15 protein-coding genes are annotated in these 13458 nt (G+C 58.9%); 9 read left to right on the top strand and 6 right to left on the bottom strand.

Annotated features, from left to right (window positions below):
* The first annotated feature begins 4 nt into the window (after positions 1-4).
* Both AC2FIR_RS16670 and AC2FIR_RS16665 read left to right on the top strand, forming a co-directional pair.
* Positions 5-748, top strand: a complete 744-nt coding sequence (locus AC2FIR_RS16670) for a rhomboid family intramembrane serine protease (protein ID WP_496745590.1) — start codon at positions 5-7, stop codon at positions 746-748.
* Positions 745-1116, top strand: coding sequence for a GFA family protein (locus AC2FIR_RS16665; RefSeq protein ID WP_496745592.1), 372 nt, complete (start codon positions 745-747; stop codon positions 1114-1116). Before AC2FIR_RS16670 ends, AC2FIR_RS16665 begins: the two co-directional genes overlap by 4 nt.
* Here the strand turns inward: AC2FIR_RS16665 and AC2FIR_RS16660 are convergent.
* The gene (locus AC2FIR_RS16660) at positions 1092-1931 is read right to left on the bottom strand and encodes an IclR family transcriptional regulator (RefSeq protein ID WP_496745593.1); all 840 of its coding nucleotides are present in this window, start codon (positions 1929-1931) and stop codon (positions 1092-1094) included. The two genes, AC2FIR_RS16665 and AC2FIR_RS16660, sit on opposite strands and share 25 nt — an antisense overlap.
* A 199-nt stretch (positions 1932-2130) precedes the next feature.
* Between AC2FIR_RS16660 and bhcA the strand changes: the two genes are divergently transcribed.
* The 4 genes from bhcA (at position 2131) to bhcD (ending at position 6528) form a co-directional block, all read left to right on the top strand.
* Positions 2131-3321 (top strand): L-aspartate--glyoxylate aminotransferase BhcA, encoded by a 1191-nt coding sequence (gene bhcA, locus AC2FIR_RS16655; protein ID WP_496745595.1) that lies wholly within the window; start codon positions 2131-2133, stop codon positions 3319-3321.
* Between the two features lie 9 nt (positions 3322-3330).
* Positions 3331-4302 (top strand): beta-hydroxyaspartate dehydratase BhcB, encoded by a 972-nt coding sequence (gene bhcB / locus AC2FIR_RS16650; protein ID WP_496745597.1) that lies wholly within the window; start codon positions 3331-3333, stop codon positions 4300-4302.
* 11 nt (positions 4303-4313) lie between these two features.
* Positions 4314-5477, top strand: a complete 1164-nt coding sequence (bhcC, locus tag AC2FIR_RS16645; protein WP_170805253.1) for a 3-hydroxy-D-aspartate aldolase BhcC — start codon at positions 4314-4316, stop codon at positions 5475-5477.
* 85 nt (positions 5478-5562) lie between these two features.
* On the top strand, positions 5563-6528 hold the full coding sequence (gene bhcD / locus AC2FIR_RS16640) for an iminosuccinate reductase BhcD (RefSeq protein ID WP_496745600.1): 966 nt from the start codon (positions 5563-5565) through the stop codon (positions 6526-6528).
* 63 nt (positions 6529-6591) lie between these two features.
* Here the strand turns inward: bhcD and AC2FIR_RS16635 are convergent, their stop codons facing one another.
* A complete protein-coding gene (locus AC2FIR_RS16635) occupies positions 6592-7377 on the bottom strand; it encodes an inositol monophosphatase family protein (RefSeq protein WP_170609715.1) in 786 nt (261 codons plus the stop codon).
* Positions 7378-7485: 108 nt separating this feature from the next.
* Complete coding sequence (locus tag AC2FIR_RS16630; RefSeq protein ID WP_496762763.1) at positions 7486-8391, bottom strand: LysR family transcriptional regulator; 906 nt, start codon at positions 8389-8391, stop codon at positions 7486-7488.
* A gap of 94 nt (positions 8392-8485) precedes the next feature.
* On the opposite strand from AC2FIR_RS16630, the gene metF reads away from it, so the two are divergent.
* Together metF and AC2FIR_RS16620 are read left to right on the top strand one after the other, a co-directional pair.
* The gene (metF, locus tag AC2FIR_RS16625; RefSeq protein WP_170609711.1) at positions 8486-9352 is read left to right on the top strand and encodes a methylenetetrahydrofolate reductase [NAD(P)H]; all 867 of its coding nucleotides are present in this window, start codon (positions 8486-8488) and stop codon (positions 9350-9352) included.
* Positions 9353-9567: 215 nt separating this feature from the next.
* Positions 9568-10254: a J domain-containing protein gene (locus AC2FIR_RS16620; RefSeq protein ID WP_496745602.1), complete on the top strand. Its 687-nt coding sequence runs from the start codon at positions 9568-9570 to the stop codon at positions 10252-10254.
* 69 nt (positions 10255-10323) lie between these two features.
* Here the strand turns inward: AC2FIR_RS16620 and AC2FIR_RS16615 are convergent, their stop codons facing one another.
* A complete protein-coding gene (locus AC2FIR_RS16615) occupies positions 10324-10842 on the bottom strand; it encodes a YHS domain-containing (seleno)protein (RefSeq protein WP_480811927.1) in 519 nt (172 codons plus the stop codon).
* Positions 10843-11093: 251 nt separating this feature from the next.
* Between AC2FIR_RS16615 and yghU the strand changes: the two genes are divergently transcribed.
* On the top strand, positions 11094-11972 hold the full coding sequence (gene yghU, locus AC2FIR_RS16610; protein WP_496745604.1) for a glutathione-dependent disulfide-bond oxidoreductase: 879 nt from the start codon (positions 11094-11096) through the stop codon (positions 11970-11972).
* Positions 11973-12015: 43 nt separating this feature from the next.
* Here the strand turns inward: yghU and AC2FIR_RS16605 are convergent, their stop codons facing one another.
* Both AC2FIR_RS16605 and AC2FIR_RS16600 read right to left on the bottom strand, forming a co-directional pair.
* Positions 12016-12804: an SseB family protein gene (locus AC2FIR_RS16605; RefSeq protein WP_496745606.1), complete on the bottom strand. Its 789-nt coding sequence runs from the start codon at positions 12802-12804 to the stop codon at positions 12016-12018.
* Entirely contained in the window at positions 12797-13384 is a 588-nt protein-coding gene (locus AC2FIR_RS16600; protein ID WP_170609703.1) for a uracil-DNA glycosylase family protein, read from the bottom strand. Before AC2FIR_RS16600 ends, AC2FIR_RS16605 begins: the two co-directional genes overlap by 8 nt.
* Positions 13385-13458 lie beyond the last annotated feature (74 nt).

The raw sequence follows: 13458 nt of genomic DNA, 5'->3' as shown, positions 1-13458 counted from the left end.
CCCCATGTTTCCGATCCGAGATCATAACCCTTCGGGGCGCACGCCGTATGTCGTCTATATTCTGATGGCGGCCAATATCCTGATTTTCCTCAGCTATGTCGGCGTTATGGACAACGCGCGACTGATCAACCAGCTTTACTACAACTATGCAGTCATCCCCGCGCGCATCACGGACGGGTTCAGCTTTGAAACCCTGGTGACCTCGATGTTCTTGCACGGCGGCTGGATGCATCTGGCGGGGAACATGCTGTTTCTGTGGATCTTCGGCGACAATCTGGAAGACGAGATGGGCCACCTGCCCTTTCTGCTATTCTATGTACTGTCGGGCATCGGAGCAGGCCTGATTCATGTCCTGACCGCGCCAGACTCCATCGTGCCGACCATCGGAGCCTCTGGCGCCATTGCCGGTGTCATGGGCGGTTACCTCTTGCTGTTCCCCAAAGCGCGGGTCGATGTTCTTCTGATCCTGATCATCTATTTCCGTGTCTTCACCATTCCTGCCTTTATCATGCTGGGCATCTGGCTTGGGATGCAGTTTTTGGGTAGCCTGGCCAGCAATCCTGATGAGGGTGGTGTCGCCTACTGGGCGCATACCGGCGGCTTTGTGGTCGGATTGGTGCTGTGCATTCCGGTTTGGCTGCGCCGGGGCGGACCCGGTTTCTGGAACCGGACCCATGGCCACCCGCCCCACCCCGAACACAAGTACAAGCTGACCCAATCCCGCATTCCGAAAGTGCCTCGCAGATGACCAGAATGACAGCCACCTGCCATTGCGGCGCAGTCGAAATCGAGGCCGAGTTTCCTGGAGGCCTATCCTCGGCCGCCCGTTGTGATTGCTCATTCTGCCTGCGGCGCGGTGCAGCGGCGGTCACTGCGACCACCGAAAGTCTGCGCGTATTAAAGGGTGCTGGGAACCTCAGCCTGTACACCTGGGGCACGCACACGGCCAAGCATCACTTCTGCAAGACCTGCGGCATCTACGTGTATCACCAGCGCCGGTCCGACCCCGCCGAATGCGGCGTCAATCTGGGTTGTATCGAAGGCGGCAATCCCCGCGCGCATGGGCCAATACCTTGGAACGACGGCGTCAATCACCCGTCTGACAGATCGGAGTGATCCGGTGTGCGCCCCCCGCTCAGGAACGTGATTTCAGCAGCGGCCTTTGTCACAAGGTCTGCAAGTTCCGGCGCACGTGTTTCGTCAAACCGCACCGACGGGCCAGAGACAGATATTCCCGCGCAGGGTTCACCCCGGTCATTGTAGATCGCGGCACCGATGCAGGACATGCCCTCATACCGTTCTTCCCTGTCCAGCGACCAGCCACGCCTGCGCGTTTTGGCCAAATCCAGCAACAACTGCGGTTCGGGCACCTGCGTATGCTGGGTGAAGGCGGTCAGTTCCGTGCCGCGCAGGACTTTTTGCAGGGAAGCTTCCTTCATGGCTGCCAGTATGGCTTTGCCAGTTCCTGACGCATACATAGGTGTTCGCGCCCCTGGCGGAAAGAACGCGCGGATCGGGTTCGATGTTTCAACCTGCCCGACAAAGACCACCTCGGCGCCATCCGGTACCGCCAGATTGGCCGTTTCCCCACTGTCCTGCATGAGACGGCGCAAAATGGGGCGGCCGATCTCCAAAACACTGTTGCGCCGCAAAAAGGATGCGCCGGTCCGGTAGGCTTCGATCCCGATCATCCATTCCTGCCGCTCATCGTCAAAAGTCACATAGCCGTGCTTTTGCAGGGTCGTCAGAATCCTGTGTGTCGTAGCCGTGGGCACATCGATTTCACGGGCCAGATCGCTGAGGGCCGCACGTTCGAAACGGGCAACCGCGCTCAGAACGCCCAGCGCCCGGTCCAGCGATTGCATGGTCCCGGCCGAACTTTCCTTGAACAGGGATTTTGGTCTGCCGCGTGGTCGTTTTTGATTTTTCATTTCTGTTTCCTGTTCGCAATTTCGCCTGGCCATAGATTGGAAATTTTCAGGCCATATTCCGGCTTACAAATTTGAGAAACTGAAAAACTCATAATTTCAGGGTATTACATATTTAATTGCAAAAATGAAAATATTTTTCAAGAAAATTGCAAGCTGACGCCTGCGCAGTCACAATTCTGACAAAGCGGAGGACTCAGTCATGTCAAACCAGAATCCGGTCTTCATACCCGGCCCGACCAACATCCCCGATCGTCTGCGTCTGGCCATGCATGTTCAGACACAGGATCACCGTGCGCCGGATTTCGTCGAAACCTTTGCCCCCGTGCTGGAGGACACAAAGAAGGTGTTCGGCACCACCGAAGGCAAGATCATCACATTCCCGGCCAGCGGAACCGGAGGGTGGGAAGCGTCGATAACCAACACGCTCAGCCCCGGCGACAAGGTTCTGGTCGCGCGCTATGGCGTTTTCAGCCACCGCTGGATCGACATGTGCGAACGGCACGGGCTGGACGTGCAGGTCATTGAATGCGCCTGGGGCAGCGGCGCCCCGGCGGATCAGTTCCAATCCGCCCTGGCTGCAGACACGGACCACGAAATCCGAGCGGTACTTGTCACTCACAACGAAACGGCGACCGGTGTGCGCTCGGACATCGCTGCAGTTCGCAATGCTATGGAGGCGGTCGGCCATCCGGCGCTTTTGATGGTCGATTGCGTCAGCTCGCTTGCCTCGATGCCGTTCGAATTTGATCAATGGGGAGTCGATATCGCCGTGTCGGGCTCGCAAAAGGGGTTCATGCTGGCAACCGGAATGGCGATCCTGTGCGCCAGTCCCAAGGCTCTGGAGGCGATGCAATCCGCGAAACTGCCGCGCACCTTTTTTGACTTCCGCGACATGCTTGCGGCCAACGCATCCGGCGGCTTTCCATATACCCCGCCCCTGCAACTGATCTACGGTATGCGGGAAAGCCTGAAAATGTTGTTCGAAGAAGGGCTCGAAAATGTCTACGCCCGCCATTTCCGTCTGGCCGAGGGCGTTCGCCGGGCCGTGGATGCGTGGGGGCTGAAGCTGGTGGCGCAAAGCCCGGATCTGTTTTCGGATACCGTCAGCGCGGTTTATGTTCCGGATGGGTTCGACAGTAACGCCCTGACCGACCACGCCTTCAACGCCTATGGTGTCTCGTTCGGAGTTGGTCTGGGGCAACTGAACGGCAAGGCGTTCCGTATCGGGCATCTGGGATCGCTGACCGACGTTATGGTTCTGTCTGGCCTCGCCACGATCGAGATGGCCATGGCCGATCTGAACTACCCCATCAAACTGGGCAGCGGTGTTGTCGCGGCACAGGATTACTATCGCAGTGGTCCGTCCGGCCATGCTCAGGCTGCAGCGTAGGAGGCGAAGTTGCTGGATCAAGTCACCGCAGCCGATCTGACCATCGCCGACATGCGCGCGGCGCATGAGCGGATCAAACCCCATATCCGCCGCACTCCGGTCATGCGTTCGGAATATCTGGATGACCTCACCGGTGCGCAGTTGTACTTCAAATGCGAGAACTTTCAGGAAGCCGGAGCCTTCAAGGTACGCGGTGCGTGCAACGCCGTCTTCGGGCTGAGCGACGAGAAGGCAACCAACGGCGTCTGCACGCATTCCAGTGGCAACCACGCCCTGTCCCTGTCCTACGCGGCAGGCCGGCGAGGCATTCCGTGCAACGTGGTCATGCCCCGCACTGCACCGCAGGCCAAAAAGGACGCGGTGCGCCGCTATGGCGGTACGATCACCGAATGCGAACCGTCGACTTCGTCCCGCGAAGCAACGTTTGCCGAAGTACAGGCCCGAACCGGTGGCGAGTTCGTGCATCCCTATAACGATCCTCGCGTCATTGCGGGTCAAGCGACATGTTCGGCGGAATTGCTGGAACAGACGGATGGCGTGGATGCCGTCATTGCCCCGATCGGCGGCGGCGGCATGGTGTCGGGGACTTGCCTGACCGTCTCCAACCTGGCCCCGGAAACCGCGATTTACGCGGCTGAACCGGAACAGGCGGATGACGCATATCGCTCGTTCAAAGCCGGTCGGATCATTGCAGATGACGCGCCCAAGACGGTGGCCGACGGCCTGCTGGTGCCCCTTAAAGAAAACACATGGCATTTCGTTTCAAACCACGTGACCGACATTTTCACCGCGACCGAGGATGAGATCGTCGATGCGATGAAACTGACGTGGAAGTACCTGCGCGTGGTGATGGAACCTTCGTCGGCGGTGCCGCTGGCGACCATTCTCAAAAACCCCGAAGTGTTCCGGGGCAAACGCGTCGGGGTGATCATTACCGGCGGAAATGTGGATCTGGACAAGCTTCCCTGGCTGGCAGGGTAAGGAGGATGACAATGAACAAACCTTTGAACATGGACGAACTGGAAGTTGGCTTTGACGTCCCCGCCGCCATTGGCATGGATGAAAGCGAAATCCAGACCCCCTGCCTGATCCTGGACCTTGACGCGCTGGAGCGGAACATCCGCAAGATGGGCGACTATGCCAAGGCACACGGGATGCGCCACCGGGTGCATGGCAAGATGCACAAATCGGTGGACGTTGCCAAACTGCAGGAAGAGCTCGGCGGCGCGGTTGGCGTGTGCTGCCAGAAAGTGTCCGAGGCCGAGGTGTTTGCCCGCGGCGGCATCAAGGACATTCTGGTGTCAAATCAGGTGCGCGACCCGGCCAAGATCGACAGGCTGGCGCGACTGCCAAAATATGACGCCCACGTCATCGTCTGTGTGGATGACATCGACAACGTCGCCGATCTGTCCGCCGCGGCAGTGCGGCACGGAACGGAACTGAGTGTTTTTGTCGAAATCGACTGCGGTGCGGGGCGCTGCGGTGTGACGACAACAGCGGATGTGGTTGCGATTGCGCAAGCCGTTGATGCCGCTGACAACCTTAAGTTTCTGGGCATTCAGGCCTATCAGGGCGCAATGCAGCACATGGACAGTTTTGACGATCGCAAAGCCAAGCTCGATGTTGCAATCGCCATGGTGGCGGATGCGGTGCAGGGGCTGAAGGCCGTCGGACTGGAACCTGAACTGGTTTCGGGCGGTGGCACGGGGTCTTACTACTTCGAATCCAATTCTGGCGTTTACAATGAACTTCAGTGTGGGTCCTACGCCTTCATGGATGCCGACTATGGCCGGATCCTCGACAAGGACGGCAATCGGATCGATCAGGGGGAATGGGAGAACGCGTTCTTCATCCTGACCAGCGTGATGAGCCATGCCAAAGCCGACAAGGCGATCTGCGATGCAGGTCTCAAGGCCCAGTCAGTCGATAGCGGGCTGCCCTTTATCTATGGGCGCGACGATGTGGAATACATCAAATGCTCGGATGAACACGGGGTGATTTCCGATCCCGGCGGAGCGCTGAAGGTGAATGACAAACTGCGGCTGGTGCCTGGCCATTGCGACCCGACGGCCAATGTCCATGACTGGTATGTTGGTGTGCGCGACGGCAAGGTTGAAACGCTGTGGCCGGTTTCTGCCCGTGGCAAGGCCTACTGACCGGTATCCAATCTGACAGACGGGGCAGTTTGCAATCTGCCCCGTTTGCTACGTTCTCCGCCAACATTCAGGAAAGGCGCAAACGATGTATATCGTTCCCGAAAAGGAAATCGGAGCCCTGATGGGCCGAAAGGAAAGCTATGCGGCTGTCGAACAGGTATTTGCCGCGATGGCGTCTGGGGATGCCTACAACTTTCCGGTTGTGCGCGAAGCCATTGGCCATGCGGATGCGCTATACGGGTTCAAAGGCGGATTTGACCGGGCAGGTATGACATTGGGCCTGAAGGCCGGGGGATACTGGCCCAACAATCTGGAAACGCACGGTGTGATCAACCATCAGTCCACCGTTTTCCTGTTCGACCCGGATACCGGACGGGCCAAGGCAATGGTTGGTGGCAATCTGCTGACAGCCCTCAGAACCGCAGCGGCCTCGTCCGTGTCGATCAACCATCTGGCCCGGAAGGATGCCAAGGTGATCGGCATGGTTGGCGCAGGGCATCAGGCTGCCTTTCAACTGCGGGCGGCGCTGGAACAGCGCAAGTTTGAAAAGGTCATCGGCTGGAACATGCATCCCGAAATGCTGCCCAATCTCGCCAAGGTTGCCGAAGACGCGGGATTGCCGTTCGAGGCCGTGGACCTGCCGGGTCTGACCGAAGCGGATGTGATCATCACCATCACGTCGTCCTTCGCGCCTTCACTACTGTCGCAACATGTGTCGGATGGCACGCATGTCGCGTGCATGGGCACCGACACGGTTGGGAAACAGGAAGTGGAAACGGATCTGATCATTCGCGCCAGTGTCTTCACGGACGAAGTCGCGCAGGCGGTGACGCTGGGTGAGTGCCAGCACGCGGTCGCGGCTGGGGCAAAATCCGAAAAAGACATTCGTCAGATCGGCGAGGTCATCAACGGCACGCATCCGGGCCGCACCTCGGCAGAAGAGGTCACGTTATTCGATGGTACAGGTGTGGGACTGCAGGATTTGGCCGTCGCCAGCGCGGTGGTCGATCTTGCGATCGAAAACGGCGTCGCCATCGAAGTCGACTTCTGAAACGAGAAACGCGCCCTGATTGGGGCGCGTCATCGAAAATTTCGCTGTGGCGGGAATGTTCCGTTATCCCCGGATCACCTTGGCGAAACTGTCAAAGATCGGCTCGTTGGCGCAGATGACTTCGCCGTCGGACAGAATTTCGCCCTCAGGGTCCAGCGCCTGAACCAGCCCACCCGCTTCTTTCACGATGATGATGCCTGCGGCCAAATCCCAGGCGTTCAGGCGGCGTTCCCAAAACCCTTCGTACCGGCCAGCCGCGACATAGGCCATGTCCAGCGCAGCGGCACCCCAGCGGCGTACGCCGGCGCACACCGGCATCAGCCGGGCCAAATCCTGCAACGTCGCGGGCAAATCCGACCGCCCGCCAAACGGCAGACCCGTAGAAAACACGGATTCGATCATGCGGTGCCGGCCCGAAACCCGGATACGGTGGTCATTCATCCATGCGCCTTCGCCCTTTTCGGCAAAGAACATCTCGTCCTTGGCCGCATCGTAGATCACACCGGCGACAATCTTGCCCTTGTGTTCCAGCGCGATGGAAATCGCCCAGTGCGGAAGGCCGTGCAGAAAGTTGGTTGTGCCGTCCAGTGGGTCCACAATCCAACGACGGGTCGGATCTTCGCCGTCGATCGAACCGCCCTCTTCGGCCAGCCAGCCATAGGTCGGACGCGCGCCGAGCAGTTCCTCTTTCAGGATCGCCTCGGCTGCAATATCGGCCTTGGAAACAAAGTCTCCGGCACCCTTCATCGACACCTGCAGGTTCTCGACTTCACGAAAATCCTTGACCAAAGAACGCCCCGCCTTGCGCGCGGCCTTGATCATGATGTTGAGATTTGCACTGCCAACCATTGTGTATGGGCTCCTGTCCGGTCAAACCGCGCGTATACTGATGCATTGCGCCGTTGCCAAGAGGGTTGATGCGCATAGCAGCCCCACAGCTCGCGCCGTGGCTTGGACCTATTGCGCCTGAAGCCTGCGTGCCTCGGTCCGGGCCAGATTGACCAGTTCCTGCACAAACGGTTTTTCCAGATCTTCTGACCGGACCGCCGCGTACAATCTGCGCGTGATCCCTTCGCTGGTCAGGGGCCGGGTGACGTAGTCCGAGTTGTACTTGACCTCGCGCACGACCCAGTCCGGCAGAACCGAAATACCGCGGTTTGAGGCCACCAGCAGCAGGATGACGGCAGTCAGCTCCACCTGACGGATCGATGCAGGCTCCACGCGGGCGGGTATCAGCAACTGGCTGAACACGTCCAGCCGCGTGCGTTCGACCGGATATGTGATCAGGGTCTGACCGCGAAAATCCTCGGCCTCGATAAATTCCTTTTGCGCCAACGGATGGGCCGAGGCAGCGACGAAAACCGCGTTGTAGTCGAACAGTTCCACGAACTCGACACCCGGCAGGTCCTCGGGGTCGGAAGAAACAACCAGGTCGACCTCTTCTTTCTGCAAAGCCGGAAGCGCGTCAAAGGCCAGGCCCGGGCGAATGTCCACGTCGACATCTGCCCAGAATTTCCGGAATGATTCCAGCACCGGAAACAGCCATTCGAAACAGGCGTGGCATTCGATTGCGATATGCATGCGCCCGGTTCGCCCGTCCCGAAGCGATGAAAACTCGTGCTGGGCTGCCTCAACCTGCGGCAGGATCTGTTCGGCCAGACGCAACAGGCGTACACCCGCCGCCGAAAGCTTCATCGGTTTCGAGCGGCGCAGGAACAGTTCAACACCGGCCTGATCCTCTAACCCCTTGATCTGATGGCTTAACGCAGACTGGGTAATGTTCAATTGATCTGCAGCCCGCGCCAGTCCACCGCAATCATGGATCGCCTTGATCGTACGAAGGTGTCGGAATTCAATATGCATTACTGTTCGACTCATGTTGTTCTTGAATTATATGAGTTTGTCTCACATAGCGGGACGTGGCACAAGGGATCCAGGTTGTTAAGACGAGGCCACGATGACCAAGCCAGATATCTCATTCGAGTTCTTTCCGCCGCAGACGCTCGAAGCTTCCTTTCGGTTGTGGGACACGGTTCACATTCTAGCACCGCTGGCACCACGATTTGTCTCCGTCACCTATGGTGCAGGCGGCACCACACGCGAACTGACACGCGATGCCGTGGCGACCCTGCACAAGTCGCTGGATCTGCCGGTGGCCGCGCACCTGACCTGCGTCGATGCCTCGCGTCAAGAAACCCTGGAGATCGCCGACACGTTTGCCCGCGCGGGCGTTCAGGACATCGTTGCCCTGCGCGGTGATCCGCCCAAGGGTCAGGATCAGTTCGTTCCGCACCCGGACGGGTTCGCAAGCTCGGTCGAGCTGATTTCCGCACTGGCCGAAACCGAGATGTTCTCGATCCGCGTGGGCGCCTATCCAGATATCCACCCAGAAGCCTCCAACGCGCAGGCGGATATCGATTGGCTCAAGGCAAAACTGGACGCGGGCGCGGAAGAGGCCCTGACGCAATTCTTCTTTGAGGCCGAAACCTATTTCCGGTTCCGCGACGCGTGCGAAAAGGCCGGCATCGACAAACCCATCGTGCCCGGCATCCTGCCCATCGAGAACTGGAAGGGCGCACGGAATTTTGCCCGCCGCTGCGGAACGCGCATTCCGGCCTGGGTCGAAAACGCTTTCGAAAAGGCCGTGCGTGATGATCGCGAAGACCTGCTTGCGACGGCAATGTGCACAGAATTGTGCTCGGACTTGCTGGAGGGCGGCGTGGACAAACTGCATTTCTACACGCTCAACCGCCCCGAGCTGACCCGTGATGTCTGCTTTGCGCTGGGAATTACGCCGAAAACTGAATTGCAGAACGTCGCCTGACCCGGTTGGCACGTTCCATTCTGCCCCTGTTTGGCCACCGCCAGACAGGGGCTTTTTTGCGAAACCTCCTTTATTTCAGACGGGATACCCCTTCCGGGTGCGCCTGACGGACAATCCAAGATGGAATTGCCGCATTGTTCCCGCAACGCCTTAAATTTACCTGAAAATTTGACAAAGCCATGAAGCTGCTCAATGTGGTTTCAGTGTAGTGTTTAATGAGTGATTTGAGTATGGAGCCTGCTGACAAGATCAGGGCGCGCCAGGATGCTTTGGCACATCTCGGCCTGGACCCGTCTGCTAATTCCGATGACATCCGCGAAGCGTGGCGACATATCGCGTTTCATGCCCATCCGGACCACACCGAAGGTGACAGTTCCGGCTTTGCCAATGCCAAGGCGGCCTATGATCTGCTGCGCCGAGAGGGCATGGTTGCAAAAGGGACTGCCGGGTCGGCCGCCCGAAAGCCGCGCCGCCCGAAAATTCGCAAACGGGTCATCGAACTGGATGCAACCGCAATCGACGCCTGCCGGGATATGCTGCGCAACGTCCTTTCGCAATCGAAAGGATCAGATGCTGATCCGGTTTCTTCCGGAAAAGGTGCCCAGTCTGCATTGTCCGACCACATCCCCGAGGCTGTCGGGTGCAATGGTCGGCATCTAACTTATTTTGTGACCTCCTCAGTTTGCGAGGGGGCAAACCGCGTGGCCCTGCCAACAACGGTCCTGGCCGGTTGCCGGCACGCCGAAACCGAGGTTTTGAGTTTTCAGTCGAAAGAGTCAGGCGCAGGTGAGGTTGTGGTTCCTGACGCAATCATGGCCCGCAAGTTTCCCGGTGCCAAAAGTGTCAGGATCCGGTTCGAATCCGATCAGCGCACACGCGACGATTATTGCGTGGCAAGTTGAGCCCTTGCCGCAAAGCCAAAGCCCGGCATCGGTGGGGAGCCGGGCTTTGGTGTTTTAAACAGGTAAGGCTCAGTTTGTTACAGGGCCTTCCGAAGTGAACTTTGGGATTACACTGGTCGAGGCGGCGTCGGGTTCGATACCCGGCCAGTTGCCTTCGGCCAGATTGATGTTGCCGGGCACGTCCTCTTCCCAGAACCCGACCACAACATCGGTGATGTTGAGGTACAGCTTGTCATCCACGATGCGCCACAGGTTCGGATTGCCCGGAACCTTCCCGCCTTTGGAAACGCCATAGGCGCAGTGCCCGTCATATTGCGGAGCGTAATAGGCAGGATTTTCAAGGAACTTGTCGCGGTTTTCTGCGCTTGAAAAGGCCCACGTGGCACCATTGTAATCTGCCGTGAAGTTTGCGTTGCCGCGAACGGCTTCGGGCTGAGACTGCCCGACCGGAACCTGATCCAGGCCGCGATACGCGACAACGTCGTAGCCCGAGACGGCAAATCCGGTTCCGTCAATATACTGATCACCGGCAAAGGCGGGCACGGCCAGGGTCAGCGCGGTGGCAAGGGACAAGGCAAAGCGTTTCATGTCGTAAATCCTATTGGGTCCGGGGTTAGCAGGATCGCCCGTTTTGCGGGTCTGGTCAGAGAATAGGCAATACACGGCCAAAACATAGCCCCGCTCGCGCCGCTGTGAGGTCGGATGAGATTTCGTGACGGGTTTTGTAGCCATTGTTACAAAACAGACCTGTTAACCGGGGTTGGACTCTGCCGATTGCAATATTAGCTGTTGGGATGTCGGACAATTCCTCCCACTTTGCTGAGAAAGGCAAGATAGAGATGAGCGAGCAACCCACCTATGAACCCCCGAAGGTCTGGACATGGGACAGCCAAAGCGGCGGACAATTCGCCAATATCAATCGCCCGATCGCAGGCGCGACTCATGACAAGGACCTTCCGGTCGGTCAGCATCCCCTGCAGCTTTATTCGCTGGCCACGCCCAACGGGGTCAAGGTCACTGTCATGCTGGAAGAACTGCTGGCGCTGGGGCACAAGGGTGCCGAATACAATGCGTGGCTGATCAATATCGGTGAAGGGGATCAGTTCAGTTCAGGATTTGTCGAGGCCAACCCGAACTCGAAGATCCCGGCCCTGTGGGACCGGTCGGGTGACAAGCCGGTGCGCGTGTTCGAAAGTGCCTCGATCCTGTTCCATCTGGCCGAGAAATTCGATGCGTTTCTGCCCAAGGAAGGGCCTGAACGCGCGGAAGTCATGAGCTGGGTGTTCTGGCAGATGGGCAGCGCGCCCTATCTGGGCGGCGGGTTCGGCCATTTCTATGCTTACGCGCCAGAGAAATGGGAATATCCGATCAATCGGTTTGCAATGGAAACCAAGCGGCAACTGGACGTGTTGGACCGGGAACTGGCCAACAAGACCTTTATCGCTGGCGAAGACTATACCATTGCCGATATGGCAATCTGGCCGTGGTACGGGCAACTGGTTCTGGGCCGCCTCTACAGCGCAGCCGAGTTCCTGGACGTTGATTCCTACAAGAACCTGATGCGTTGGGCCAAGGCGGTCGATGCGCGGCCGGCGGTACAGCGAGGCCGCATGGTAAACCGGGCGTTTGGCGAGCCACACACGCAGTTGCACGAGCGTCACGACGCCAGCGATTTCGAAACCCGGACGCAGGACAAACTTGAGCCTGCCGCCGAATAGTCTTGCCCCCGGCCGTCGCGGTAGGGAGCATCCGGCTAGCGAATTACTTCAGAATTGGCGGCCGCTCGGGATCACCACCGGGCGCAGAGCGCCCGACATCACGCTTTTCGGGCTGCGGCAGATCAAACCGCAGCCCGACTTTTTCCAACCTTAACGCAACTTGGTCCCCGGGCGCGAAAAAGCCGACATCCATCGCGCCAGCTTCGATTCCGGAAAATGTCAGCGCTTCGGACGCGGCTTTGGCAAGGGCCGGTTCCGCGCCTTCGACCGCCCCGACAAAACCCAGCAAATGACCAGATGCTCCGCTGGCCGATCTGGTTCCGGCCAAGAAAGCAGCCTGCGCCAACCCCACCGCCGTCGCCAGTTTGGTATCAAGCGCAGTCAGCAGTTCATCCGGTAGACCCGCCGGAGGAAGGAACTCGGCCAGTTGTTCCTGAACCTCTTGCGGGGAATGCTGAAGCGTCTCCGTCAACCATCCCAAAGCCTCTGGCGGGATCAGCATCGAGGACGGGGCGACCTCGAGGTTGAGCCCCAGACCAATTCGCTGCCCTGCCAGCAGCGATGACAGAACCCGCCCGGACAGGGCCACATAAGGAACGGGACGATCTGCAAACCGGGCAAGCCGGTCTTCGCGATCAAACGCCAGCACAAAACGTCCATCCGCCACATCGAAAACCTCGGGCGAGACGTTATCGTCCCGCGCTTCTTCCGTCAGCAGCAGGAACAGTTCAGCGTCTGCCAGCCGTTCAAAGAACTTCAGCCGGGCTGCGTCATCCTGTGGGGCAGCCTCCATCGCGGAATGGGCGGCATCCAAGGCCGTTGTCTCAGTCATTCAGAACCTCTTGCACCCTGGCGCGCAGAACCGGCAGCAGGTCTGCCTCGAACCAGGGGTTCTTTTTCAGCCATGCCGTATTGCGCCAGGACGGATGAGGCAAGGCAAAGACCTGCGGCGCGTGGTCTCGCCAGTTCCGAACCGTCTCTGTCACGGACGTACGCGTGCCCAGATGGTAGGTATGGGCATGGGCACCGACCAGAACGGTCAGCGGAACCGCTCCCAATGCCTGCATGACTCTGTCATGCCAAGTCTCGCCACAGATTGCGGGCGGCGGCAGATCGGCCTTGCGCGCATCATAGCCGGGGAAACAGAAAGCCATCGGAACGATTGAAACACGGGATCGGTCATAAAACACGCTCTCATCAATCCCCAACCAGTCGCGCAATCGGTCGCCCGAAGGGTCTGTGAAGGGACGACCTGAGTCATGCACCCGCGCGCCCGGTGCCTGTCCTGCAACAAGGATCGGCGTTCCGGGACGGAACCAGACTACCGGGCGTGGCTCATGCGCGGTCTGCGTCGCGGCAAAACGCGCTTCGCAGATCCGGCAGGACCGGATTTCCTGGGCAAGAGTGGTCATCTGGTGGCAGCACTTCCTGAGACAGGTTTCCAAACGGGCTTCGCTGAAAGATAGAGACCGCGCGCGCCTGCGCC

The organism is Ruegeria sp. CDSB136 (assembly GCF_059610965.1).
Note: the sequence above shows the minus strand (reverse complement) of the source record. Positions and strands in the feature narration are given on the sequence as shown.

Bases quoted from the DNA above. Each gene is read 5' to 3' on its own strand.
- AC2FIR_RS16670 (WP_496745590.1), top strand. From the start codon at position 5: ATGTTTCCGATCCGAGATCATAACCCTTCGGGGCGCACGCCGTATGTC.
- AC2FIR_RS16665 (WP_496745592.1), top strand. From the start codon at position 745: ATGACCAGAATGACAGCCACCTGCCATTGCGGCGCAGTCGAAATCGAG.
- AC2FIR_RS16660 (WP_496745593.1), bottom strand. From the start codon at position 1,931: ATGAAAAATCAAAAACGACCACGCGGCAGACCAAAATCCCTGTTCAAG.
- bhcA (WP_496745595.1), top strand. From the start codon at position 2,131: ATGTCAAACCAGAATCCGGTCTTCATACCCGGCCCGACCAACATCCCC.
- bhcC (WP_170805253.1), top strand. From the start codon at position 4,314: ATGAACAAACCTTTGAACATGGACGAACTGGAAGTTGGCTTTGACGTC.
- bhcD (WP_496745600.1), top strand. From the start codon at position 5,563: ATGTATATCGTTCCCGAAAAGGAAATCGGAGCCCTGATGGGCCGAAAG.
- AC2FIR_RS16635 (WP_170609715.1), bottom strand. From the start codon at position 7,377: ATGGTTGGCAGTGCAAATCTCAACATCATGATCAAGGCCGCGCGCAAG.
- AC2FIR_RS16630 (WP_496762763.1), bottom strand. From the start codon at position 8,391: ATGCATATTGAATTCCGACACCTTCGTACGATCAAGGCGATCCATGAT.
- metF (WP_170609711.1), top strand. From the start codon at position 8,486: ATGACCAAGCCAGATATCTCATTCGAGTTCTTTCCGCCGCAGACGCTC.
- AC2FIR_RS16620 (WP_496745602.1), top strand. From the start codon at position 9,568: ATGAGTGATTTGAGTATGGAGCCTGCTGACAAGATCAGGGCGCGCCAG.
- AC2FIR_RS16615 (WP_480811927.1), bottom strand. From the start codon at position 10,842: ATGAAACGCTTTGCCTTGTCCCTTGCCACCGCGCTGACCCTGGCCGTG.
- yghU (WP_496745604.1), top strand. From the start codon at position 11,094: ATGAGCGAGCAACCCACCTATGAACCCCCGAAGGTCTGGACATGGGAC.
- AC2FIR_RS16605 (WP_496745606.1), bottom strand. From the start codon at position 12,804: ATGACTGAGACAACGGCCTTGGATGCCGCCCATTCCGCGATGGAGGCT.
- AC2FIR_RS16600 (WP_170609703.1), bottom strand. From the start codon at position 13,384: ATGACCACTCTTGCCCAGGAAATCCGGTCCTGCCGGATCTGCGAAGCG.